This window comes from Actinoplanes sp. 13 (genome assembly GCF_056134165.1).
On record NZ_JBVYOQ010000023.1, the window covers coordinates 1 to 24,585 of the forward strand.

A 24,585-nucleotide genomic window follows, 5' to 3' on the forward strand; every position below is an offset into this window, starting at 1 on the left:
GGGTGGCCGAAGAACCAGAACAGGTGCTGCCACAGCATCGGGCCACCGGTCGCCACGTCGAAGACGTGCGCGCCGAGGATCCGGTCGGCGGCCAGGGCGAAGAGCGCCGCCGCCAGGAACGGGAAGACCAGGATCGCCAGCAGCGCGGTGACCAGCATGTTCCAGGTCATGATCGGCATGCGGAACATGGTCATGCCGGGCGCGCGCAGGGTCAGGATCGTGGTGATCAGGTTGACCGAGCCGAGGATCGTGCCCAGACCGGACAGGGCCAGGCCGACCACCCACATGTTGCCGCCGACGCCCGGCGAGTGCAGCGAGTCGCTCAGCGGCGTGTAGGCGAACCAGCCGAAGTCGGCCGCCCCGCCCGGGGTCAGGAAGCCGCCGATGGTCATCAGACCACCGAAGAGGTAGAGCCAGTAGGCGAAGGAGTTCAGCCGCGGGAACGCCACGTCCGGCGCGCCGATCTGGATCGGCACCACGTAGTTGCCGAACGCGAACACGATCGGCGTCGCGAAGAACAGCAGCATGATCGTGCCGTGCATGGTGAACAACTGGTTGTACTGCTCGGCCGAGAGCAGCTGCATGCCCGGCCGGGCCAGCTCCGCCCGCATCAGCAAGGCCATCAGGCCACCCAGCAGGAAGAACACGAAGGACGTGATCATGTACATGATCCCGATCTGCTTCGCGTCCGTCGTGCGCAGGATCCGAGCAAGCGCCGAACCCTTGACCTGCCGCCGGACCGGGTATGGCCTGGTCGCGATCGGCGACGGCGCAACGGTCGTCACGAATTGCCTCCGTTGTCTCGTTCGTCCCTCGAGCTTCCCGAAGATCGCGGTCAGAAGATCGCAGTCTGAAGATCGGGCGTACCTCGAGGCAGAATAGTCCCCCGCCGACTTTCCACAGTCGCGGGGTGACTCAGCAGTGACATCGTCCGCTCTCGACGGACGTGGCCGCTCCCGGCGGACGTGACCGCCCCGGACGGACGTGACCAGCTCTAGACGAACGTGACCAGCTCTCGATAGTGATCGGTGAAGATGCGGAGGCCACGGCGCCGGAGCATGGGGTCACGCAGGGCCGGCGGCACGTCCCGGGTGCGATCCCGCTCCCGGGTCCGGTCGCGCACCTCGGAGCAGCGCGGCCGGCGCCTCGCCTCGTACGCCCGGAGGGCCGCCGGGATGTCGTCCGGCGCGGCCCGCAACTCCTGGCCGAGCACCCAGCCGTCCTCGAACGACATGGCGGCGCCCTGTGCCAGTGTCGGGGCGGTGGCGTGCGCCGCGTCGCCGACCAGCACGACCGGGCCGGTCGACCAGCGCGGCAGGACCACCTCGTCGGTCCGGGCGACCTGCACCTTCTCGACCTTCTCCAGGATGGCCGGCACCGGTCCGCCGTATCCGCCGAAGAGCTCGAGCAGCCGCTTGACCGGGTCCTCCGGGTTGGGGCTGTCCGGCGCGGTCTCGTCGGCGTAGCAGTACAGCCTGCGCCCACCCATCGGCATCGCGACGAACGCGGAGCGGCGGCCGAGCACCGCGGTCCAGTCGGTCAGCGGCGGCCCACCGCTGACCACGGCGCGGTAGACGATCTGGCCGGTGGGCACGGCGGGGCCACCGAGACCGGACTTGTCGCGGATCGTGGAGCGCCGCCCGTCGGCGCCGACGACCAGGTCGTACTCCGCGAGGGTGCCGTCGGAGAACTCCACCTTGGCGGCACCGTCGACGATCTCCAGGTCCCGCACGCCGGTCTCGTACCGCACCTCACCGCCGACACCGGTGAGCAGCACCTGCTGGAGGTCGGCGCGGGACAGCGCACGGGACTCGCCGACGCCGGCCCAGAGCGCCGCCACGTCCATCTCGAACAGCTGACGGCCGCGCGTGTCCAGGAAGACCTGCCGGAAGATGAGATCGCCGAGTGGGCGCAGCGGCACGTCCAGGCCGAGCAGGCGCAGGGCGCGGGAGGCGTTGCCGGGCAGATAGATCCCGGCGCCGGGGACCGTGGTCGCGGGCAGCGCCTCCACCACGTCCGGCCGGAAGCCGGCGACACGCAGCCCTCGGGCCGCAGCCAGTCCGGCGATGCCGGCGCCCACCACGAGGATGCGCAAACTCATCGCACCAACACTCTCCTGTCGATGGATACGCGTCGGAGCCAAGACATTACCGCCCGCCATCGTCGCGGGGGAACACCCGCGATCGACATCAAGTCCGATTTGTTCAATACCTCGGCTTGCACAGCCCGTACCGTCACGCTCATGACTCCTGTTCTTAACGCGTTCGGCCTGGCTGTGGCCGACCTGGCCGCGTCACTGGCCTTTTACCGTCTGCTGGGGATGGAGTTCGCGGACGGCGTCGAGGACGCACCGCACGTGGAGGTCACCCTGGCGGGCGGCGTCCGTCTCATGTGGGACCCGCACGCCTCGATCAAGGCCTTCGACCCGGACTTCACCCCGCCCGGACCGGAGGGCGCCCGGGTGAGCCTCGCCTTCGAGTGCGCGAGCCCGGCCGAGGTCGACGCCGTCTATCGCCGCGTGGTCGACGCCGGCCACACCGGGGAACGCGAGCCCTGGGACGCGCCCTGGGGGCAGCGTTACGCCGTGGTCCTGGATCCGGACGGCAACGGGATCGACCTTTACGCCGCGCTCCCGGCCTGAGCCACCAACTCACCCAGCGGGACGCCGGCCAGGGACCTCACCTCTCGGGAGAGATGGGCCTGGTCGGCGTAACCGCTGTCCGCGGCGACCTCGGCGAACGCCCGGCCGGCTCGGGCCAGCGCGACCGCCCGGCGCATCCGGAAGATGCGGTGCAGGGTCTTGGGCCCGTAGCCGTATCCCGCGACGGCGCGCCGGCGCAGCTGCCGCTCGCTCAGCCCGGCCTCCACGGCGACCGCGCCCACCGGCCGGTCGGCCCGGGCGGCTGCGGAGACGGCGACCAGCACCGGGTCGGGCTGCTGCCAGCGCCCGGCCACCACCGCCTCCAGCGCCGCGCCGGGGTCGTCGGCCTCGGCGATCCGGCGCACCTCGGCGGCCGGCCACAGCGCATCGAGCGGGACACGCTGGTCGAGCACCTCGGAGGCGGGCACGCCGAGCACGCCCGCGCCGGTGCCCGCGCCGAAGCGCAGCGCGTGGAAACTGCTCCGGCCCGGCGCCCCGCCGGCCTGCGCCGTGGTGTCCGGCCCGGCGATGAAGACCGCGCCGTCCTGCCAGATGATGTCGAGGCAGCCGTCCGGCAGGATGCGCCGGGCGGCGGCTCCGGGCGACGTGACGCTCTGCCACGCGGTGACGTGCGGCAGCGAAGAAGCCCTCTCGGTGTACATGGCGACACCCAACCACCGGGGTACGACAAAAAGCTCCCGGCCGAGTTACACCCGTGTATTTCTGCCCGCGGCCGGGCAGACAATCGCTCTATGACGGACCGCCTCGACGAGTACCGGCGCAAGCGCGACGCCCGGCGCACCCCCGAGCCGGTGCCGCCCGCCACGCCGGCGCCCACCGACCGCAGCCGCTTCGTCATCCAGCAGCACCACGCCCGCAGCCTGCACTGGGACGTGCGGCTGGAGCGCGACGGCGTGCTGGTGTCGTTCGCCGTGCCGCGCGGCCTGCCCCGCGACCGGGCCCGTAACCATCTGGCCAAACACACCGAGGACCACCCGCTCGAATATCTCGACTTCACCGGCGAGATCCCGGCCGGCGAGTACGGCGGCGGGCGGATGACCATCCACGACCGGGGGACGTACGAAGCCGACAAGTGGCGGGACGACGAGATCGGCGTCACCTTCCGCGGCGAGCGGACCAGCGGGCGGTACGTCTTCTTCCGGACCGGCGGCCGGGACTGGATGGTGCGCCGGATGGACCCGGCCGAGCCGGGCTGGGAGGCGATGCCGGAGACGGTGGAGCCGATGCTGGCGACCCGGGCCGCGAGCCTGCCGGTCGACGACGGCGACTGGGGATATGAGATGGCGTGGGGCGGCGAGCGCGTCACGGCGTACATCTCCGGCGGAAGACTGCGCCTCACCGAGGCCGGTGGCGAGGATGTGACCTCCTGGTTCCCGGAGATCCGGCCGCTGGGCCCGGCGCTCGCGCCGGTCGAGGCCGTGCTGGACGGCGAGATCGTGGTCTTCGACGGCGCCCGCCCCGCGCCCGAGCTGCTGGCCCGGCGCCGCGCGCCGAAGGACTCTGCCGCGGCCAAGCGGGCCGCCGAGCGCTTTCCCGCACACCTTCTGTTGTACGACCTGACGTGGCTGGAGGGGCATTCGACGGTCGAGCTGGTCCGTTATGCCGAGCGCCGCGAGCTGCTGGACGGGCTCGCCCTGGCCGGCGACCACTGGCAGACACCTCCTTACTTCTCCGGCGGCGGCGATTTCGCGCTGGAGGCGGCCGGCAGCCAGCAGCTGGCCGGTGTCGTCGCGAAACGCCTCGACTCGCCGTACCTGCCCGGGCGCCGCAGCCGGCTCTGGCTGTCGATCCCCGCCGGGTGACCACGCGGCCGGTTTTCCTGGATTCCGGCTCCGGCCGGCCGATCTTCAGGTCTCCGAGCGCGGCACACCGGAAGGGGTACCTCAGATGCATCCGGACCTGTCCCCCGGCCCGGCGGGGATCGCTGAGCTGGCGGCCGAGCTGTGGCGGTCGGCCGCCGGCGTGCTGGACGCGAACTGGGCCGGCGACCACACGGTCCGGTCCCGGCGTCACCACCCGCACCAGCGGAGTCTGGACACCGCGTTCGCCGCGATCGGCCTGGCCTACGTCAACCAGCGGCGTGCCTGGCGAGATCTCCGGAGCCTGTTCGAGGCGCAGTGGCCGGACGGCCGGGTGCCGCACGTCATCTTCGCCGCGACCACCGCGCCGGGCACCGCTGACGACGATCTGCCGGGCGCGGCGTTCTGGAACGTCCCGGCGTACGGCCGGCGGCCCGCCCTCGGCAGCACCGGCCTGGTCCAGCCGCCGCTGCACGCGCTCGCGGCCTGGGAGATCTACCGGCGCGCGTCCGCACACGGCGCCGCCTCGGCGCAGCAGGCCCGCACCGAGCTGGAGTGGCTCTACCCCCGCCTGGTCGCCGCCCAGGAATACTGCACCGGCCGCCGTGACGCCGGTGGCGCCGGGCTGGCCGCCATCGTGCACCCCTGGGAGTCCGGGCTGGACGACGGCCCGGCCTGGGACGAGCCGCCCGCCGGATGCGCCGGGCCCGCGGACCGTCACCTCGAGCTGGCAGCGGCCTATCGGGACGGCGGCTATGCGGACACCGATCTCGCGTCGCGGCACGCCTTCGTGGTGGAGTGCCCCGGTTTCAACGCCGTCCTCGCCGCCGCCGAGCTGGCGCTGGCCCAGATCGCCGGCGTGCTGGGGGACGGCGCGCAGGCCCGCCGGCACCGCGAAGTCGCCCGGCGGATCACCGTGGCGATCGCCGACCGGCTGTGGAACCCGCGCACGCTGATCTTCCACACCCGGGACGTACGCACCGGGAAGCTCGGCCCGGCGCGCGGCGTGAGCGGCCTGCTGCCGCTGATGCTGCCCGACCTGCCGCCGTACCAGGCGCTCGCACTCATGGTGGCGGCCGGCGCCGGGGTGCCGGTGCCCGATCACGACCGCACCGGGCCGGGCCGGATCGATCTGAACTGGCTGCTCCGGCGGGGCATGCTGGTGCACGGGTACCAGGAGGACGCGGAACGCCTGCGGCGGGAGATGCTGCGGCTGGTGCACCGGAACGGGCCCTACGAGCGCTTCCGGCCGTCGGACGGCTCGGGTTCGGGCGCCGCGGACTGCACCGGGACGGCCGCCCTCTGCCTAGACCTGCTCGCCGATCGTTCCGCCCCGGCATACGCCCACCGGACCGGCGCCCGGCTCACGGCGGTCCAGCCGGATCGTCGCGACCTCGCCGGGATCGGCGCGGTATAGCCGGGACCGTCACGGTCCAGCCGGCCTCGTCGCGGTCTAGTCGGCGGGGTCCGGCAGCGGCTCGTCGAGCAGGGCGTCGGCCACCCGGGCCAGCTGGCGGACCTGGGTGGCGGTCAACCGGTCGAAGACGAGCTGCTGGACGGCCTCGGCGTGCCCGGGGGCGGAGGCGACGACCTTGTCCCAGCCGGCGTCGGTCAGCACGGCGATCTGGACCCGGCCGTCGCCGGGGTCACGCTCGCGCCGGACCCAGCCCCGCTCCTCCAGCCGGGCCACCACATGGGAGAGTCGGGAAAGTGACGCACAGGCGCGGCGGGCCAGCCTGCTCATGGGCAGGCGACGGTCCGGGCGCTCCGAGAGGGTCATCAGAACCAGGTACCCCATATGGGTCAGACCGGCATCCCGCTGAAGCTGCGCCTCCAGGGCCGCAGGCACTCTGACCAGCACCTCCACCAGCCGCCGCCAAGCGTGCTGCTGCTCCTGCGTCAACCAGCGCGGCTCTTCCATGCTGGCAGGCTAGTGGTGATCGACCGGTCCGGAAGCGATCGGGCCGGCCCGAACCGGACGTGCCGGATCGCGATCGACCGGCGAATCGATCGACTTACGTGAACCTCGGCGGGTAGTCTGTGCGGGGACTTTTTCCCCGATACATGGCGCCGGAACCGGCTGGCTGGGGGGCCTCGGCCGGTTCCGGCGCCGTGTGCCTTTCGGGGCCCTGTGTGCTTCCCGGGGCCCTGTGTACTTCCGGGGCCCTGTGTACTTTCGGGGCCCCGGGCCGGTGCCGGGCCGGTCACGAGGACGGCGGCTCGTCCTTACCTGCTTCCTCGAGCGCGTCCGCCTCTTCCTTCGTCTTGTGGACGGCACCCTCAGCGTGCTCCGGCGGGCCGTAAACGGTGTAGAGGACGAGCGGGTTCGGGCCGTCGTTGAGGAAGTTGTGCTTGCGCCCGGCCGGCACCACGACCAGGTCACCCTGCTGCACCTTGCGGGTCTGGCCGGAGACGATCGCCTTGCCGATGCCGCTGACGAAGGTGAGGATCTGGTCCACCTCGTGGACCTCCTCGCCGATCTCACCGCCCGGCGGGATCGTCATGATCACGAGCTGGGTGTGCTTGCCGGTCCACAGGACGCGGCGGAAGTCGGGACTCTGTTCCGCGACGGTCGCAATCGTAAAGTGCTCCATGCACCGTTCGTTACCCCGGTCAGGAGCCGCGCAATCGGCCTGGCGGAACCGGCGACGGGCGGCCGATCAGATAGCCCTGCACGTAATCGACGCCGAGCTCACGCAGCATCCGCAGGGTCGCCTCGTCCTGGACGAACTCGGCCACGGTGTGGATGCCGTACGCCTGGCACACCTGCACCAGCGCCCGCACCAGTACCTGGTCCTGCGGGTTGTCGACCAGATCCACCACGTACTCCCCGTCAATCTTGACGAGGTCGATCGGGAAGAGCCGCAGATAGCGGAACGACGCGTACCCCGACCCGAAGTCGTCCAGGGCCAGGCCGCAGCCGAGGTCGCGGACCCGGTCGGCGAAGCGGCGCGCCTCACTGAGGTTGCCGATCAGCGCGGTCTCGGTGATCTCGAAGGTCAGCTGGGCCGGGTCGATCCGGTAACGGTCGAGCAGCTTCTCCACCTCGGTGGTCAGCCGCGGGTCACCGACCGAACGACCGGAGAGGTTGACCTGGAGGCACAGCCCGGGTTCCTCGGCGGCCAGGCGCATGGCGCGCTCCACCACCCACAGGTCGATGTCGAACACCGCGTCGAGGCGCTCGGCGGCGTCCAGCACCTGGATCGGCGACTGCGGGCCGTCGGTCTCGTCGAGCACCCGCAGCAGCAGCTCGTGCCGGGTCACCTTGTTGCTCTGCAGCTCCAGGATCGGCTGGGAGTAGAGCGTGAACCGGTCGGTGCCGAGCGCGTCGGCGAGCCGGCTGCGGTACGACCCCTGCCGATCCCGCACCGGGACCGGTCGCGCCACCACGGTGAGCGGGCGCCCCGCCTCCCGGGACTGCCGCCAGGCCTGTTCGGCGTCGATCAGCAGGCCGTGGCTGCCCGCCTCGGCGTCGCGCTCGAAGCGGACCAGCCCGCCCCACGCGCCGGAGGGGTCCAGTCGGCGCAGGCCGGACACCAGGGACTGGGCCTGCTCCCGGGCCGCCTTCCAGGAAAGGCCGGTGAACAGGACGGCGATCTCGGTGGGGCCGACCCGGCCGAGCAGGTGTTCCGGGCGGGTGCTTTCCTCGATCAGCCGCGCCGCGTCACTGAGCAGGTCGACGTTGCGGTCCGGGCGTACCGCCTCGGTGTTGTCGCCGACCTGGACCCGGATCACCAGCAGGGCGCCGCCCGCCCCGCGCAGGGCACGGTCGATCTCGTCGGCGAACCGGGCGCGGGTGAGCAGACCGGTCACCGGGTCCGGCTCGACCAGCGAGGCCTGCACGGTCTCGCCGCGCCGGGTCAGCCGCGCCGACTCCCGGCGGGCGCGCTCCCGGGTCGAGACGTCGCGGACGGTGCCGCGGATGCCGCGGACCGTGCCGTCCGGGCTCATCATCGGTTCCAGCCGGCAGTCGACGTCGAACCAGCCGCCGTCGGCGCGCATCAGCCGCACCGTGGTGTGCACGGTGTTCCGGCTGGTCCAGGCCTCGGTGATGGAGCCGAGCGCCTTCGCGTGATCGTCCCGGTGCACGTAACGCGCCAGGAGCTGCCGGGTCATCTCCTTCTCCGCCGGTGGCCGGCCCAGCATCGCGGAGAGAGTCGCCGACCAGACGATCTGGTCGCCGGCCGCGGTGTACGTGAACCAGGCGGCCTGCTTGTCGCGCGGCTGCCGCGGCTCGGGCAGTGCGGTCGGCGGCGCCGGCGTCCAGCGCTCCCGTTCTTCGGGCACCGTCATCCGCCGTCACCTCCCCCCTTGCGCACGGCCGTTCCCCCTGCCACCGACACCCCTCACCTATTACGACCCGTTACCGGGCCGCAGTAACAGTGGATGCATGCGTCAAAGTTTTGACGTTTCCGCGGGCAAGGCTAGGAGCAGGGAATTATCGCCCATCCAGAGTAGCGAAACAACCGAATGGGTGACCTCTTTCCCGCGCATTTACGTCGAAATGCCTCCCGCGATTCACGACAGACAGTTACTGCGAGTATCGACATTGGAACCTTGCGCGTTCCCCTACCCACTAGTACGCGTGAGCATGCACACAGAGCGGCGAGAAGATCGCCGGACGTGACGGTCAGTCCCCGTCGATGGTGGAAATTTCCAGCTCATTGATGCGCTGCCACACCGGGCGCATCGCCGCCTCCGGCTCGCGGGCGAACACGCTGCCCCGGATGCGGACGAACACGCAGTTGCCGACCCGCTCCAGCACCGACTGCCGGCGCATGTCGCTCTCCCACTGCTCCGGGCCGTGATAGGCGTCGCCGTCGCACTCGATCGCGAGCCGCCGCCCGTCCGGCGCGTTCAGCACGAAGTCGATGCGGTAACCGCCGATCCGGAACTGCGGGATCGGCCGGTAACCCCGGTGCACCAGCGACTTCAGCACATCGCGTTCGAAGTCGCTCTCGCAGCGGGCGGCCAGGTCGGCCGCGGCGGCCTCGGTGGGCAGATTCAGCGCGTACGACAGGAGCAACGCCCGGGCATCGTCCGCGAGCAGGGCGGACGGGCGGACCGAATGGAAGATCCAGAGCTGATCGCGGGCCCGGGAGGCGGCCACGTTGACCCGGCGGTGATAGTCGCGCTTGGTGAACGCGGCAATCCGTGGATCGTTCTCGGACACCACCGCCGACACCAGCACCACGTCCCGCTCGTCGCCCTGGAACGTGTAGGCGTCACCGACCCGCAGCCGCCGCGCCTGGATCTCGTCCTCGCCGATCGCCTCGCGCAGCTCGGTGAGCAGGTGGTTCGCCTGCCCGCTGCTGCTCAACAGGCTGATCACGCCGAGCGTCTTCCCGTCGTACCGCGGATCCGCGACGATCTTGGTGACCCGCTCGACCAGCGCGGTCGCCTCGTCCAGGTTGACGTCCCCGACCCCGGGCAGCGACTGGCGCACCCCGGTCGCGGAGAAGACCGTCTGGATGGGCGGCAGCGCCGGGCGGTCCGCCCGCAACGGCATGATCTTGCCGTCGTAATAGTGCCGCGACGAGAACTCGATGATCTGCGGCACGCAGCGGAAATGCTCGGTCAGCAGGATCCGCTCCGGCGACCGGCGCACCGCGTGGTCGTACAGCGAGGACTCCGGATCGAAGTGCTCGGCCGACGGCACGTCGTCCAGGTGCCGCCGGATCAGGTCGGAGACCGCACCCACGAAGCCCAACTGCGGCCCGATCTGCTGATCGTCGCCGACCACCACGGCCCGCTCGGCCAGCGCCAGCACCGGCAGCGCGAACAGATCAGCCTGCGAGGCCTCGTCCACGATCACCACGTCGAACTTCGCGCCGCCGGCGAACTGCTCGATCGCCCGGTCCACCGACATGACCCAGACCGGCACCGCGGTCACCGCCGACTCCATGGCCCGCTGCGCGTGCGCCTGCCAGGCCGCGGCGCCCCGGCCGGTGCCCTTGCCGATCTTGCGGAGGGCAGTGGTCCAGTCCGCGAGCGCCGCCCGCCGCCGGTCGTCGAGGGCCCGGGCCACCTCCAGCCACGCGGACGCGACGACGAGCTCACCGGTCACCCTGCGGATCTTGGCGCGGGCGCGTTCGACCCGGCGCGACAGCACCGCCGGATCCACGTCGCCGACCACCTCGTCGAACCAGGTCTGCGCACGCCGCCACTCCCACGCCTCCAGGCAGGCCTGACCGGAGACGACCGGATGCTCGCCACCCGCGATCCGGGCCGCCCACTCCGGGGCCGCGGTCGCCAGCCGGTCGTGCGCGGCGTGGAACCGCATCACGTCAGGCTGCAACAGCACCAGCCGGCGCACCTCACCGACCGCGTCGTCCCAGCCCTCCAGGGTCTTCCAGGCCTCGACCAGATCGGGCCAGGGCGCGATCCGCCCGGCCACCGCCTGCTCCACCGACCGCGCGTTGTCCAGCACGAACACCTCGATCGCCCCGGCCAGCAGCTCGGCGACCTCGCCCAGACCGGCAGCGTCCGGCGCCAGCTCCCGCTGCGGGACCAGCACGGCGATGCGGGCGGCCAGCGGCGGCCACCGGTGCAGGTCGAAATCGAGCGACTGGTTCGCGTCGGCGAGCAGGGCGCCCGCCCAGACCTCCGGATCGCCCCAGCCACTGGACGGGGCGGGGATGGCGAGCCGCTCGACCCACTCCAGCCAGAGGTCGCCCAGCCGGCGGCGGGACTGGGTGCGGCGCACACCCGCGACGACCAGGTCGACGTCGGCGACGGTCCGCACCGGCTCACCGTCCACCCGGAGCTCGTCGGCCAGCCGGTACAGCCCCGGCTGGAGCAGCCGGCTGAGCCCCTTGCCGGCCTCGAACCGCTGCCGGATCTCGGCCAGCCGGGACAACAGCAGCCGCGGCTCGGCCAGCACCGGGTCGGGCACCACGATCCGATGCCCGGTCACCGAACGGGCCAGACCGGCCAGCTCCGCGTAGATCGACTCGGTCGCGGCCACGTGATCGGTCCAGACCGTCCGCCAGTGCTGGTCGTCGAGCAGCCGCCCCAGACGGTCCGTCCAGGTCCCCTCCCGGCGGCGGAGCCAGGCCACCGCCTCACGCAACTCCCCGAGCAACTCCGCCATGCCTGCGCGGCGCTCCTCGCGTACCGCCGCAAGATCGACGCCTTGGTCCGCCAACCGCGACAGGCGCTCCTCGATCTCCGCGCTCTGCGCCCGCCGGGCCGCCGTCCCGGCGGCGTCCGGCAGATCCTGGATCTCCGGCAACGGGCGCAAGGCGGCCGCCCGGTCCGCCGGCGACAACCGCGCGGCGAGCTTGAGCAGCGTGGCGAAATCCTCGATGGTCAGCGGCGGCGGCCCGGTGACCGGATCCGGGATCCCGCCGTGCGCGGTGGCACGCTCCCGCAGCCAGGCGCCGACCTCGGCGGGAAGCATGGAGACACCCCCGATCTGGTACGTGACAGCTTCACTCTCCGCGATCAGGCGCAGCCCGGCGAGAGCCGCGGCCAGCTCGCGCTCGGCCTCCTCCAGCGTCCGGGTGAGCCGCTCGACCCGCCTCGACTCGGCGTCCTTGTCCAGGGTGGCCGCCCGGTCGGAGAGCTCCCGGGCCGCCAGCTGCAACTGCACCAGCTGGTCGGTGGTGCGGCCCAGCACGGCCAGGCAGAGCGCCTGCACCTCCTCGGGAAGACCGTCCCGCAGCACGCGGAGCGGCTCCTCCTTCTGGGCGACCACGAGGACCCGCTTGCCGTTCGCCATCAGATGACAGATCAGGTTGCGGATGGTGTGCGTCTTGCCGGTGCCGGGCGGACCCTGGACGGCGACGTTGCGGTGGTGGGCCAGGCGGCGGGCGATCGACTCCTGCGCCTCGTTGGTGGGCAGCGGCATCAGGAGCCGTTCGCCGACACCGGCCCAGCGGTCCGGCTGGTCGCCGGGCATCGTCAGCCGGCTCGGCTCGTGCGCGACGATCGCCGCCAGCGAGCCGACGGCGTCGAAGTCGCCGCTGGTCAGGCGGTCGCGCAGATTCTCCAGGAAGCCTCGGAGGTGGCGCTGCCGGGGACGGGCGAAGAGGACCGCGGTGTCACGGAGGAAGATTTCGCCGGCGGACCTCTCTGCGGTCTTCTCGCTGCCGGGCCTTTCCGCCGCCTCCTCACCGCCGGGCCTTCGCGTGGCCTTTTCGCCGGCTGCCAGGATTCGCCGGTCGGCGCCGAGGCGGGTCAGGGCGCGTTCGAAGAACTCGCGGCGATCGAAGTCGTTCCAGAGGTCCACCTCCACGGCGCCGCCGGGACCGGCGAGGGCGGCGAGCTGGTTGAGGTAGCGGGCGTCGAGACCGTTGAGGGCCTCGATCTGGAGACGGGACGGGCCGGCGGGTGAGACGGTGATGAGGGCGCGGTCGGCGTCGTACTCGATCAGGACCGGGGTGGCGATCAACGGATAGCGGACCCGGACGCCGTCGACGGTGGTCTCGACCAGGCCGTGACCCCAGACCAGCTCGGTGGTGGCGACGGCCATGTCGAGCTGGTGCATCCGGTCGAACAGGCGGCGGTGCAGGTCCCGGGTCTGCTCGGCAGTGGTGGTCGCCTCGGACCAGGGGCGCCAGACGTCGTCCCGCCAGCGCTCGAAGTCGTCCCGTTGACCGGATCCCGCGTCGACCAGCGTCCGGTCCGCATCCCGCGCCGCGTCGGCATCCCCGGCCTGGTCCGCATCTCCAGTCCTGTCGGCATCTCCAGTCCTGTCAGCATCTCGAGCCCTGTCCGCATACCGGGCCCTGTCCGCATACCGGGCCCCGTCGGCGTCCGGCGTCCGGTCGGCTTCCTGGTTGGCGGCGGCGAGGGCCCGCACGTCGGGGACGGGTTCGGCGGTCGCGGTGACCTCGTCGCGCAGCCGGCGGCGTAGCGCGGCGGGGACGGTGACCGGCGGTGGGAGGTCGGGCCGGCCCACGCGGAGCCAGGACGTGCCGTCGGCGCCCGGACCGGCCTGGCAGTCGGGATGCCGCGGAAGGCTGTCGAGCCAGTGCGCATCGGACGGAACGGTGCGAGCCGGACGATCCATCTGAGCGCGAACGGCAAGCAGATAGTCCGCCACAGCCACGGCCCGATCCCGGATCGTCGTGGGCGACTCTCGCTGCTCAGCCATCCTGTGAAGTCTAGGCCGTAGCGTCGATCCCGCTCATCCGCCGCCAAGCGTGTGAAGTTGCGGCTCGCATACGGGCTCAACTTCACACACAGCGGTCACGCCCGAGAGTGTGTGAAGTTGCGGCTCGCATACGGGCTCAACTTCACACGCTGGTCAGTCTGCTTCTTCGGGGTCGCGGCCCTGAGCGGAGCGGCCGCCGTCGAGCGGGATCACCGCGCCGTTGAGAAAACTGGCGGCGTCGGAGAGCAGGAAGGCGACCGTCTCGGCCACCTCGGCGGGGTGACCCATCCGGCCCAGCGGCTGCAGGCGGCGGATCTCCTCGGTGAAGTGCCGGCGGCCGGCTTCGGGGAGCGCGGCCAGGTGGGCGTCGGAGCGTTCGGTGGTGATCGAGCCGAGTGCGAGCGCGTTCACGCGGATGCCGAACGGGCCGTAGTCGACGGCCAGAGCGCGGGTCAAACCTTCGATCGCGGCCTTGGCTGTGGCGTACGGCAGGGCGCCCCGCACCGGGCGCTGCGCCTGGTGCGAGGAGATGTTGACGATGGCGCCCGGGCTGAGGTCGCGGCTGAGGCCGGAGACGGGAAGCGCGGCGGGCGACGGGTCCGGGCGGGCGGCGCCGGGAAGCGCGGCGGGCGACGGGCCCCGGCGGGTGGCGGGTGAGCCCGGTGGGGTGGACAAGAAGGTGCGGAGGGCTACCGCGCAGCCGGTCAGGACCGGGTCCAGGTTGCGGTGGATCAGGGTGCTGACCTCGGCCGGGGATTCGTGGAGGCGGGCGTCCCGGAAGCTCGCGGCGTTGTTGACCCAACCGCGCAGGGGCGCCATCGCGGTGGCGGCCTGAGCGGCGCGGACGGCTGTCGACTCGTCGGCGGCGTCACCGGTGACGGGCCGCAGGCGGCCGGCGGCCGGATGGTCGTCGATCCAGGTGAGGGTGGCCGGCTCGAAGTCGAGGACGGTTACGGCGGCGCCCTGGGTGAGCAGTCGCTCCACGATGGCGCGGCCGATGCCACGGCCGCCGCCGGTCACCACGTAAGAGACGGTGCCGGTCATGTGATCACCCCCTGGCCAGTCTGCCCGGGTGTGCGGGCGATCGCACATCGATGAGGGCGGCGTCCCTGGGGCGCGGCTCGGAGGGAGGAGCGGACTCCCGCGACCGGGCGGTGGGCGCGGGAGTGGGCGGGAAAGCCGAACTCCCGCGACCGGGCGGTGGGCGCGGGAGTCGGCAGAGAGCGAAAGCGGAGGGTCAGGGGAACTGCATGCGGCGAGGGCGCGGGATCACCGGCGGCGGAAGGGGGAGGTCGTCGAGGTGGCTCCAGTTGAGGGTGCCGTTGTCGGTGGACTTGATCTCGCCGAGGCAGGCGCGGAGGAGGCCCAGGTTGGGCGCTCCGGCGTAACCGGCGATGACCACCTCGGGCTTGGGGACGATCTGGGCGATCGCGGCGCAGATCTTGGCGACCTCACGCTCGTCGACGGCGTCCAGGGGTAGGGGGGACTCGATCGGGGAACGGCGCCACGGTGGGCCGAACCGGCGAAGGAGCTCGCGGGCCAGGCGGCCGAAGGAACGGCCGACCTCGGCGTCGCGCATCGAGAGGCGTGCGGACTGGCCGTAGCACCAGGGCACCACCACGCGGCCGTTGATCAGGACCAACTGATAGACCGAGCGCGGCACGCTGATGATCTCGGCACCGGGAAGGGTGCCGAGGAAGAGAACCAGTTCCTCGTAGGGAAGGGGCCACCGGGGGTTTGCCAGCACACGTTCCATGGTCTGGGTCATGGCCGGGTGAGCGTGGACCTCCCGGTCGATCGCGGTGCTCAAAGCCTCGGGCACCCGGGTCCACAGCTCGTCGGCGATTTTGTCGCCGAACTGCTCGATGAGCCAATCACTCGGACCGACGAGAACGTCTGGGCGCATTCCTCACCACCACCGTCCGTGTTCCTGACGTCACTGCTGGCTAGAAGAGTTGCACTTCCAATGATCGACTGGAAGGGTCTCTGCCGAGATCATAGAAACAACCATGAATGAAATCGTCAGAGTCGATCAATGGTTAGCCACGACGCCGGAGCCGCAGGCGAGAAGGCGGCGAAATCTGCAACTTGCGCGTCCAGCCGCGCGCGCAACTTGCAGGCCGGTTTCACCATTCACCTGTACCCGATATTGAACGCGTAGCTTATTTCCGTGCCGTGACGGAGAAGGAAACATCTTTTCATCCATCGTGATCAAACAGCGCATCACCAGGGCCGCCGACGCATTGATGATCGCTTCGCGACGATCACGTCGGCGATCGGCGGCGGTCGCAACCGGTTGCAGGGGGAGCGTCTGAGTTTCGCGCCGGTGGGCCGCCCGACTGTCCCCCCAGGGCCAGAAGATCACCAGACGAGTGACGACAGCACCACTGTCGGATACCCGTCACTTCCCACCTGCTGGATCGCCGGGCGGGACGGGACGCGCTCGCGGCCGGACCGGGCCGTGGCCGTGAGCCATCAATTCTCGCAGCTGAACCGGATCAGCCGACAATTCGCTCCGGAACCGAGCGAAACACGGCCCGAATAGCTCGAGGAATGCGCCGGTAATGGCCGATTTCGGTGATGCAGCAGGCCAGGCCGGGTGGTGAAGCCTGCGGAATAGCGCTCACCCGGCGCCGCCCGCCGCCAACAATGGGATCGCACGCGCGTTCAGTGCGATTCGACGGTGTCCCACGAGTATCGGAATCCATCCGGTGGAAGCCGCCATTCGCGCAGCACGGCCAGCAGCTCGGCCTCGTCGGCGGCGTCCGCGTGGCGGAGCCTTACCGCCCCAAGATCATGGTCGTATCCTTCGAGCCGGTCCGCCTCGAACTCCCAGTGCGCTACCTGGAAGCTGCGGCCCGGGTTGCTGTGCACGCGGCCGGACCGGATCGCCACCTCGTCGTCCGGGCCGACGCTGGGGACGATGTGCACGAACGACCAGCGATGCGGCTGCGAGGCCGGCAACGGCACGCCGAGCCGGCGGCCGAGGCGTAACGCCGCGAGCTCGGCCGGCCGCCACATCCATCCAGGACGATCCATGATCTCGCCAGCGTATCCGCCGCAGCTCCCGGCAGGGGCGTTACGGTGCCCGGGTGAAGCCGAACGCGCTCGTCAGCCCGGCCGAGGAGGCCGCCACCGTCATCGCCGCCGTGCTGGCCGATCTCAGATCCGGCGCCCATCGCGGAGTGGTGGTGGACTCACCGCCCGGGGCCGGCAAGTCGACGCTTGTCGTCCGGGCGGCCGGCGAACTGGCCGCCACCGGAGCACCGCTGATGATCGTGGCGCAGACCAACGAGCAGGTGGACGACCTGATCGACCGGCTCGGCACACGCTCCCCCGACGTCACGGTGGGCCGGCTGTCAGCGGTCGACTACGAGGCGTCGGCCCGGGTGCGAGCGCATCCGGCCTGCCGGGTGGCGCCCAAGGTGGCCGACCTGGGCTCGCCGGCGGTCACCATCGGCACGGCGGCCAAGTGGGCCACCGTGACCGACGGGACCTGGCCGTGGGCGATCGTCGACGAGGCGTACCAGATGCGCTCCGACGCCCTGCTCCGCGTGGCGCCGCGATTCGAGCGGGCGCTGTTCGTCGGCGACCCCGGCCAGCTCGACCCGTTCTCGACCGTCGAGGTGGACCGGTGGACCGGTCTCTCCTGGGACCCGATGCAGAGCGCGGTCGCGGTGCTGCTCCGGCACAACCCGGAGCTGCCGGTGCACCGGCTGCCGGTCTCCTGGCGGCTGCCCGCGTCGGCGGCGCCGGTGGTGGCCGCGGCGTTCTACCCGTTCACCGGGTTCCGGTCCGGGACCGGCCCGGCGGATCGCTCGCTCACCTTCCGGCAGCCGGCCACGGGGGCACTCGACGAGGTGTTGGACACCGCGGCGGCCACCGGGTGGGGGCTGCACGAGCTGCCGGCGCGGTTCACGGTGCGGACCGACGCGGAGGCCGCGGCCGCCTGTGCCGCACTGGCCGGCCGGGCGCTGAGCCGGGACGGTGTGGCCACCTCGGAGTCGGGCACCGGACCACTCACCCCGGACCGGATCGCAATCGGCGCGGCGCACCGCGACCAGGTGGCGGTGATCCGGTCCCTGCTGCCGCCGGAGGCCGCAGAAGTCACCGTGGACACCGCCAACCGGCTGCAGGGCCGGGAGTACGACCTGACCGTGGTGCTGCACCCGCTCTCCGGACGGCGCGACGCCACCGCCTTCCACCTGGAGTCCGGGCGCCTCTGCGTGCTGACCTCCCGGCACCGGCACGCCTGCGTGGTGGTGGCCCGGGCCGGGATCGCCGAGCTGCTGGACGCGCACCCCTCAACCGAGCCGATGCACATCAACGTCCCGGTCAAGTTCCCGGACGGCTGGGAGGCCAACCAGTCGATGCTGGCGCATCTCCACCGCGCTTGACCGGACGACCTGCGAACCTGCCGGAGACCGGAAAGTTGTCGTACGCTTGTTCTAATGTCGCTCACGGCTGCCCTCGCGTTCGCCCGGCACGGCATCCCCGTCCTGCCGGTGCACACGCCTGACCGAAGTGGTGCCTGTTCCTGCGAGCGAGGAGCCCGATGTGAGCGGCCCGGCAAACACCCCCGGCTCCGGCACGGCCTCACCGAGGCCTCCACCGATCCGCACCGAATCACCCTGTGGTGGTCGCACTGGCCGCGGGCGAACGTGGGCCTGCGCACCGGCGTGGTGATGGACGTCGCCGACGTCGACTCGGCCGAGGGCTGGCACGGGCTGCGCCACCTGCTCGGCGGCGACCTCCCGCGCGGCCCGCAGGTGCGCACCGGCGGCGGCCGCCACCTCTGGTTCCGGCCGACCGGCTTCGGCAACCGGGTGCGGCTGCTGCCCGGCCTGGACTGGCGCGGCGCCGGCGGTTATGTGCTCGCCCCACCGTCGCTGCATGTCTCCGGCGCGCGTTACAGCTGGTTGCGACGGCCCGGCGGCGAGCCTGACCTGCCGGTCAGCCCAGCAGCGCTGCGGGACCTCATCGCGGGTCCGCCGCCGGCTCTCCGGGACCACCCGGTGACCCGTCCCGACCGGTACGCGGGGGCCGCTCTCGACGCCGAGGCGGACCGGGTGGCCCGCGCCGCGGTGGGGACGCGCAACGACACGCTGAACCGGGCGGCGTTCGCACTCGGGCGGTTCGTGGGGGCCGGGCTGCTCGATGCCGGGACGGTGCGCAGGGAGCTGACCGCGGCGGCCCGGCACGCGGGGCTGAGCTGGGCGGAGATCCGCGGCACGATCGCCTCGGGGATGACGGCGGGGCGACGGCAGCCGTTCGACAGCGGCCAGCCGGGGCGGGCGGCCTGAGACGGGTGTCGGCCCATCCGGGGCGACAGCCGGGACGGGCGGCCTGAGACGGGTGCCGCCCATCGAGGGGTGCGGTTGGCCCGTTCGGCCGGACCGAACCGGATGATCGGGTCACTGCCGGACCGGCTGATCCCGCCTCCGCGCCGGTAACCTGGCGAGCGGATGGCCGGGGGGCAACGGTGCTTCGATGGGACGTGATCGGCGACGTGGAGCGAGTCTCGCTCGTCGACCCGCCGCGCCTGCGCTCGGTCCGCCGCATCCTCGACGGGCCGTCGCCGGACCCGGCCTTCGACCGGCTCGCCATGCTGGTGCGCATGCTGGTGGACGCCCCGATGAGCGTGGTCTGCCTGGTCGACGCCGACCGGCAGCACTTCGTGGGGCAGGTCGGGCTGCCCGATCAGCTGACCCAGGTGCGGGAGATGCCGCTGACCCGGTCGTTCAGCAGGCACGTGGTCACCTCCGGCGAGTTGCTCGCGATCGCGGACGTGCGTGCGGACCCCCGGATGCGGCTCAACCCGGCCATCGAGGAGGTCGGCGCCATCGCGTACGCGGGCGCACCCATCACCGACCCGGACGGCCTGGTGGTGGGCGCTCTCTGCGCGGTCGACCGGGAGCCGCGGATCTGGACGCCGAGTGAGGTGGCCCTGCTCAGCGAGCTGGCCGCGGTCTGTTCCTCCGAGATCTGCCTGCGCATCGAGCGCGCGTCGGCCGAGGAGGCCCGGGTGTCCGCGGAGGAGGCCCGGGCGTCGGCCGAACAGGCCCGGGCGTCGGCGGAGGAGGCCAGGACCGCCGCCGAGTCGGCGCATCATCAACTGGAGCTGCTCGCCGAGCTGACCGAGTCGCTGGCCGCCACCATGGACGTGACCGAGGCGCTGCGCCGGCTCGGTGACATCGTCACCACCCGGCTCGCCGACTGGTGCGTGGTGACGCTCGCCGAAAATCCGGGCGGGGCGGCACTGGTCTCGGCCACCCACCGCGACCCGGACCGCGCCGCCGACATGGCCCGTCTCTCGGAGCTGGCCACCCGGGCCCGCGCCGACCTGCGCACGATGCTGGTGGCGGTGCGCCGCAACGGCCGGGCGGTGCGGCCGTCCGGTCTGGGCGACCGGATCAGCGACGACGAGGTCGCCGAGATCACCACGCGGGCCGGCCTCGGCTCGACGCTGCTGGCACCGATCATCTCGCCGGTGCGGCTCACCACGCTCGGTGCGGTGCTGCTGGTCAACCGGCCGGACCGGGCGCCGTTCACCGCGGCGGAGGAGCGCACCGCCCTGGAGATCGGGCGGCGGGCCGGGCTGGCGGTGGAGAACAGCCGGCTCTACCGGGAGCAGCGGCACATGGCCGAGGTGCTGCAGCGCAGCCTGCTCACCGAGCTGCCGGCCATCGACGGGGTGGAACTGCACGCCCGTTACCTGCCGGCTCAGGACGGCGCGGCGGTCGGCGGCGACTGGTACGACGCTTTCGCTCAGCCTGACGGCAGCGTCATGGTGGCGGTCGGCGACGTCTCCGGGCACGACATCGAGGCCGCGGCCACCATGGGCCAGCTGCGCAATCTGGTGCGCGGCGACTCGTACGGGCGGGACGACGAGCCGGGCGCCCTGCTCAGTGCCCTGGACCAGACGTTGTACGGACTCCGCGTCCCGGCCTCGGCAACCGCGGTCCTGGCCCGGATCAGCAAGGCCTGGTCGGGGTACGCGGTGAGTTTCGCCAATGCCGGGCACCCGCCACCGCTGGTGCTCCTGCCGGACGGCGGCGTCCAGGTGTGGTGGGTGCCGCCGGAGCCCCTGCTGGGCCTTCCGCCCCGCGATCCGCGCACCACCACCCACCGTTACGTGCCGGTCGGGTCGACGCTGGTCCTCTACACCGACGGCCTGGTGGAGAGCCGCGACCAGCTGATCGACGACGGGGTGGAACGGCTCTCCGAGACGCTGCGGGTGCACGGCGGGCGCCCCGGCGACGAGCTGTGCGAGCGGTTGATCGAGGTGGCGCCGCGCCGCAGCGACGACATCGCCTTACTCCTGATCCGGCTGACCTGACACGACCGGCGGCCCACCGTGGGTCCACGGCGTCTCGGCCGGGTCGGGAAGCGACCCACCGGGCCGGTACGCCTCGCTGAGGGTGGTCAGCACCAACGTCTCCCCCACGGCCGGCACGCTCCCCGGCTCCGCGACCAGTTTGCGGCCCATCCCCCCGGACAGCTCCAGGAGCACGTCGCGCCCGTCCCCGGCCGGACTCACCGAGATGACCTTGGCTTTCTGCGCGGGCCGGGACGGCGAGGTCAGAGCGGTGCCCGGCTCGACGCGTACCTCCTCCGAGGTGTGCACCATGATCCGGGGGCGGAGTACCGGGCGCTTGCCACTGTCGTCGACCCGGTCCGGGTTGGCCAGCGTGACGGTTCCGGCGAAGGCCGCTCCGGTCAGCCGGTACTCGGCCAGAAGCAGGGGGTCGTCGAAGGCGCGCTGGACGGCGTACCGCGCGGCCGCACTCTCCAGCCGCTGGAGCCGGGCGGCGGCCGCGACCGCGCTGTCCCGCCGGGGCTGCGGCGCGCCACCCTCGGCCACATGCTGCGCGAACGCGGTGAACGCGTCCCGGTCGGAATCCCACCGGGAGGCCACCCGCTCGCCGGCCGGCAGTCGCCGCAGCATCCCGAGTGTCCGCCACATCCGCTGCCAGGTGGGCGTCAGCAGCTCGCGCAGCACCTCGGGCAGTTCCGGCGCGGCCCGCTCCAACAGCGGCGCCAGCACCCGGTTGTCGAAGTCGGGGTCGGTGGCCGGCCCGGCCGCCACGTCGTTCTCCACCTTCCGGGCCGCCTCGGCGCCCTCCTCGATCCAGGCGAGCTGGACGCCGAGCTGGGCGTCCTCGGCGGAGCTCTGCCCGGTGGCCCAGTGCATCCCGAGCGCCTGCACCGCGGTGAGCAGCAGGCAGGAGCCGGGAACTTCGGCCGAGTTGGCGAAGAACGTCAGCCAGCGGCCGAGCAGCGGCACCCCGGGCGGCACCGGGTATTCGCCGTCGATGCTCCGGAACCGCGTGGAGCGGCCCAGCAGCCGGAGGAAGTCGACACCGGCCGGGTTCGGCACCCAGATCTGCGGTGCGTCGAGATAACGCTGCCGCACGTCCTTGCCGCGGTCGATCGGGACGTCCTCGGTGTCGGTGGCGAACGAGTCGAGGTACGGGACGACCTGCGCGGCCAGGTCGGCGAAGAAGGCGAACCGGTCGTCGCGGTTGCGTGGCTGCGCCACGACCAGCAGCCGGGCGTCGGTGGCGGAGGTGCCGACCATCGCGGCGAGCGGCGCGTTCGCCTCGCCGGCCATGGCCAGCGGGATCAGGACCAGCGGGTGGTCGTGCACATGCAGGTGGCGGACGGTGGCGATGGGCTGCGCCCGCCCTTCGGCGAGCGCCTGCGCCCGGGCGAGCGCGGTGAGCGTGCTCAAAGCCGAGCCTCCCGAAGCAACGGCAGCGCAGTGAGCGTGCTCAAAGCCGAGCCTCCCGACGCAACGGCAGCGCAGTGGGCGTGCTCAACCGAGGATTTCCTGCCGCAACCGCAGCGCGGTCCGCAGCAGGGCCGCCGCCTCGGCCTGTTCCTCGGCCGGCTCGCGGGTGCCGTCCGCCAGCGCGAGCACCTCCTCGACCGACTCGATCCCGCCGAGCGCCTCGCGCACGGTCCGGCCGAGCGCCGCGGTGCTGCCGGCCGCCTCGTGCCGGCAGAAGACCGAGAGTTCGCAGGCGGAAAGGCACTCCGGGGCGTACCGGGGCTCGATGTGGCCGAGTGCCGCGATCAGCTCCTCGGGTTCCAGCGCCAGGTCGAAGGTGACACCGTCGGGGAGCGCGTCGATCAGCTCCGTGACCGACGCCAGCCGGGACAGCTGACGGCGCAGGGTGGACAGCTGTTTGCGGACGTCCAGCTTCACCGCCACCGGGCTGAGCGAGAAGTTCTCCGGGCAGATCAGGATCACCTCGTGGTCGACCAGCGACGGATCCTGTCCGAGGCGCTCCAGCAGCGAGCGCAGCGCGAGCACGTAGACGGCGGCCTGCACGGCGGCGGCCGAGACCTTGGCGCTGTCGGCCTGCCCGTCGATGATCGCGAACGACTTGATCTCGACCACCTGAAGGCGGCCCTGGTGCGCGTGGGCGATCAGATCCGGCTCGAGGTAGACGGTCTGGCCGGCCACGTCAAGGGTGAGCAGCGGGTGGTCGATCAACGCGGCCCGGACCCCGCCGAGGAGCCGGGTCGTCCGGTCGTGCCGCGCCTGGAGGGTGTCGTCGGAATCCATGCCGAGGTCCTGATAGGCCGATGCGGGGGACGCGCCCAGCACCGAGCGCAGCAGCTCGCAGTCGTCGGCCTTCAGCATCGCCTCGAAGGCGTTGCCGCGGGAGAGCGCGAAGCGGGACTGGCCGAAGCTGCCGGGGAAGCCGACCCGTTCAGCGAGCTTGACCTTGTCCACGCCGGCGGCGTCCAGGACGGCCCGCCGGGAGCAGCCGGGGTTGCCGGTGAGCGCGGCGATGGTCCGCGCGTTGTGCCGTTTCGCCCGCTCCGAGCCACGGAGCTGCTCAAGCTTCTGCATGGTCACCGCGCTCTCGATGATCGAGGGACAACTGTAGATCGTCTTACAGGAAGCCGCCAAGGACCATGCGACTCGCCAGGTTTCACCCACCAGAGGTGAATAAAGCGCACGTATCAGACACAAAGCCGACGGCGCGCTACGTTCGGAGGCATGCCGAAGGCCATCTGGAACGACGAAGTGATCGCCGAAAGCGACGACACGGTGATCGTCGAGGGCAACACGTACTTCCCCCGCACGAGCGTGCGCGAGGATGTGTTGATCCCGTCGGACACCCACACCGTCTGCCCGTGGAAGGGGAAGGCGTCGTATTACTCGCTCCGCGCCGACGGGCACACCGCGGCGGACGCGGCGTGGTATTACCCCGACCCGAAACCGGACGCCTCCGCGGTCCGCGACCGGGTCGCGTTCCGCAGAGACGTCCGCGTCGAGGCCTGAGCCACTGACCAGGAGGCCCGCTCACGTGATGCGCGGGTGGGCCTCCTCGATCGATCCCACTTCCAGGTAATCGAGCATGTCCTGCTGCTCGGCCACGTCGAGAGCGCCGAACGCGGCGTACGCCTCCGCGCGGGCGTGCCCGGTCTCCGCGGCCAGCAGCGCGATGATCGCCGACCACGCCAGGGACACCCGGTCGAAGAGCCGCGCCCGGCGCAGCGACGGCAGTCGTGACAGCATCCCCACCTTGGTCGCCGCGTCGTCGTCCTGCGCGACCCGGTCACAGAGCTCGAAGAGGGCTTTTCCCCGGTAGGGGTGCTCCGCCTCGATCATCCGGGTCAGCTCCGCGTTGTCCATCCGCTCCACCGGCGGCGCCGGACCCCGCCGGGGCAGCGAGGGAACCGGCTCACCGTGCACGGCTGTCCCGCCCGCTCTCGAACCCGTTGCCCGGCGCCTGATGCGGAAGCGTGGGGGTGCTCTGAAAGGTCGGGAAGGGCGGTGATGGCATCACCGGCTCGTCCGTCGCCTCGCCCGCCCTGGTCGTCGTGGGTGCCACGGCCTCCGCCGCGACGTCACCGGCGCCTTTCTTTCCACCCAGCACTATTTGCCCTCCGTAACCGACTTGTGCAGTCACGCCCCATCAGATCACGTCTACGCAAACACGTGCGAGCACCCACGGTAGTGACTCCCGCCGGTCACCCGACCCGACGACAGCCGTAACCTTTCC

Annotated in this window: 20 protein-coding genes; 7 read left to right on the forward strand and 13 right to left on the reverse strand. The window is 71.9% G+C overall.

What is annotated here, in order from left to right; all coding sequences use genetic code 11:
- Both AC0NH5_RS32330 and AC0NH5_RS32335 read right to left on the reverse strand, forming a co-directional pair.
- Positions 1-785 (reverse strand): cytochrome c oxidase subunit I (locus AC0NH5_RS32330; protein ID WP_474410695.1); only part of this gene is annotated, 785 nt, incomplete at its 3' end.
- A 209-nt stretch (positions 786-994) separates the two neighbouring features.
- Positions 995-2,101 (reverse strand): FAD-dependent monooxygenase, encoded by a 1,107-nt coding sequence (locus tag AC0NH5_RS32335; RefSeq protein WP_474410697.1) that lies wholly within the window; start codon positions 2,099-2,101, stop codon positions 995-997.
- A 141-nt stretch (positions 2,102-2,242) separates the two neighbouring features.
- Between AC0NH5_RS32335 and AC0NH5_RS32340 the strand changes: the two genes are divergently transcribed.
- Entirely contained in the window at positions 2,243-2,641 is a 399-nt protein-coding gene (locus tag AC0NH5_RS32340; protein WP_474410699.1) for a VOC family protein, read from the forward strand.
- Here AC0NH5_RS32340 and AC0NH5_RS32345 read toward each other — a convergent pair.
- The gene (locus tag AC0NH5_RS32345; protein ID WP_474410702.1) at positions 2,620-3,303 is read right to left on the reverse strand and encodes a helix-turn-helix domain-containing protein; all 684 of its coding nucleotides are present in this window, start codon (positions 3,301-3,303) and stop codon (positions 2,620-2,622) included. The two genes, AC0NH5_RS32340 and AC0NH5_RS32345, sit on opposite strands and share 22 nt — an antisense overlap.
- 90 nt (positions 3,304-3,393) lie before the next feature.
- Between AC0NH5_RS32345 and AC0NH5_RS32350 the strand changes: the two genes are divergently transcribed.
- Entirely contained in the window at positions 3,394-4,464 is a 1,071-nt protein-coding gene (locus AC0NH5_RS32350) for a DNA polymerase ligase N-terminal domain-containing protein (RefSeq protein WP_474410704.1), read from the forward strand.
- Positions 4,465-4,549: 85 nt separating this feature from the next.
- Positions 4,550-5,878 (forward strand): MGH1-like glycoside hydrolase domain-containing protein, encoded by a 1,329-nt coding sequence (locus AC0NH5_RS32355; protein ID WP_474410706.1) that lies wholly within the window; start codon positions 4,550-4,552, stop codon positions 5,876-5,878.
- A 36-nt stretch (positions 5,879-5,914) separates the two neighbouring features.
- On the opposite strand, the gene AC0NH5_RS32360 is transcribed toward AC0NH5_RS32355, so the two are convergent.
- From AC0NH5_RS32360 to AC0NH5_RS32390, 7 genes are all read right to left on the reverse strand, one after another.
- Positions 5,915-6,382 (reverse strand): MarR family winged helix-turn-helix transcriptional regulator, encoded by a 468-nt coding sequence (locus AC0NH5_RS32360; protein ID WP_474410708.1) that lies wholly within the window; start codon positions 6,380-6,382, stop codon positions 5,915-5,917.
- A 283-nt stretch (positions 6,383-6,665) separates the two neighbouring features.
- Positions 6,666-7,055 (reverse strand): cupin domain-containing protein, encoded by a 390-nt coding sequence (locus tag AC0NH5_RS32365; protein WP_474410710.1) that lies wholly within the window; start codon positions 7,053-7,055, stop codon positions 6,666-6,668.
- A gap of 19 nt (positions 7,056-7,074) precedes the next feature.
- Complete coding sequence (locus AC0NH5_RS32370) at positions 7,075-8,754, reverse strand: EAL domain-containing protein (protein ID WP_474410712.1); 1,680 nt, start codon at positions 8,752-8,754, stop codon at positions 7,075-7,077.
- Positions 8,755-9,091: 337 nt separating this feature from the next.
- A complete protein-coding gene (locus AC0NH5_RS32375) occupies positions 9,092-13,561 on the reverse strand; it encodes an AAA domain-containing protein (RefSeq protein ID WP_474410714.1) in 4,470 nt (1,489 codons plus the stop codon).
- A gap of 153 nt (positions 13,562-13,714) precedes the next feature.
- Positions 13,715-14,605 (reverse strand): SDR family NAD(P)-dependent oxidoreductase, encoded by an 891-nt coding sequence (locus AC0NH5_RS32380; protein ID WP_474410716.1) that lies wholly within the window; start codon positions 14,603-14,605, stop codon positions 13,715-13,717.
- A gap of 193 nt (positions 14,606-14,798) precedes the next feature.
- A complete protein-coding gene (locus AC0NH5_RS32385; protein WP_474410719.1) occupies positions 14,799-15,467 on the reverse strand; it encodes a hypothetical protein in 669 nt (222 codons plus the stop codon).
- A gap of 761 nt (positions 15,468-16,228) precedes the next feature.
- Positions 16,229-16,600: a hypothetical protein gene (locus tag AC0NH5_RS32390; RefSeq protein ID WP_474410721.1), complete on the reverse strand. Its 372-nt coding sequence runs from the start codon at positions 16,598-16,600 to the stop codon at positions 16,229-16,231.
- A gap of 53 nt (positions 16,601-16,653) precedes the next feature.
- Between AC0NH5_RS32390 and AC0NH5_RS32395 the strand changes: the two genes are divergently transcribed.
- From AC0NH5_RS32395 to AC0NH5_RS32405, 3 genes are all read left to right on the forward strand, one after another.
- The gene (locus AC0NH5_RS32395; RefSeq protein WP_474410723.1) at positions 16,654-17,958 is read left to right on the forward strand and encodes an AAA family ATPase; all 1,305 of its coding nucleotides are present in this window, start codon (positions 16,654-16,656) and stop codon (positions 17,956-17,958) included.
- 54 nt (positions 17,959-18,012) lie between these two features.
- Positions 18,013-18,864: a bifunctional DNA primase/polymerase gene (locus tag AC0NH5_RS32400; RefSeq protein ID WP_474410725.1), complete on the forward strand. Its 852-nt coding sequence runs from the start codon at positions 18,013-18,015 to the stop codon at positions 18,862-18,864.
- A gap of 179 nt (positions 18,865-19,043) precedes the next feature.
- The gene (locus AC0NH5_RS32405) at positions 19,044-20,900 is read left to right on the forward strand and encodes a SpoIIE family protein phosphatase (RefSeq protein ID WP_474410727.1); all 1,857 of its coding nucleotides are present in this window, start codon (positions 19,044-19,046) and stop codon (positions 20,898-20,900) included.
- Here the strand turns inward: AC0NH5_RS32405 and AC0NH5_RS32410 are convergent.
- Positions 20,877-22,295 carry a hypothetical protein gene (locus AC0NH5_RS32410; RefSeq protein ID WP_474410729.1) on the reverse strand — a complete coding sequence of 473 codons (1,419 nt, stop codon included), beginning with the start codon at positions 22,293-22,295 and terminating at the stop codon, positions 20,877-20,879. The genes AC0NH5_RS32405 and AC0NH5_RS32410 overlap by 24 nt on opposite strands.
- An 84-nt stretch (positions 22,296-22,379) precedes the next feature.
- Complete coding sequence (locus AC0NH5_RS32415; protein ID WP_474410836.1) at positions 22,380-23,426, reverse strand: hypothetical protein; 1,047 nt, start codon at positions 23,424-23,426, stop codon at positions 22,380-22,382.
- 150 nt (positions 23,427-23,576) lie between these two features.
- On the opposite strand from AC0NH5_RS32415, the gene AC0NH5_RS32420 reads away from it, so the two are divergent.
- Positions 23,577-23,861, forward strand: coding sequence for a DUF427 domain-containing protein (locus tag AC0NH5_RS32420; protein ID WP_474410731.1), 285 nt, complete (start codon positions 23,577-23,579; stop codon positions 23,859-23,861).
- 21 nt (positions 23,862-23,882) lie between these two features.
- Here AC0NH5_RS32420 and AC0NH5_RS32425 read toward each other — a convergent pair whose 3' ends face one another.
- Positions 23,883-24,215 (reverse strand): hypothetical protein, encoded by a 333-nt coding sequence (locus tag AC0NH5_RS32425; protein WP_474410733.1) that lies wholly within the window; start codon positions 24,213-24,215, stop codon positions 23,883-23,885.
- Positions 24,216-24,585 lie beyond the last annotated feature (370 nt).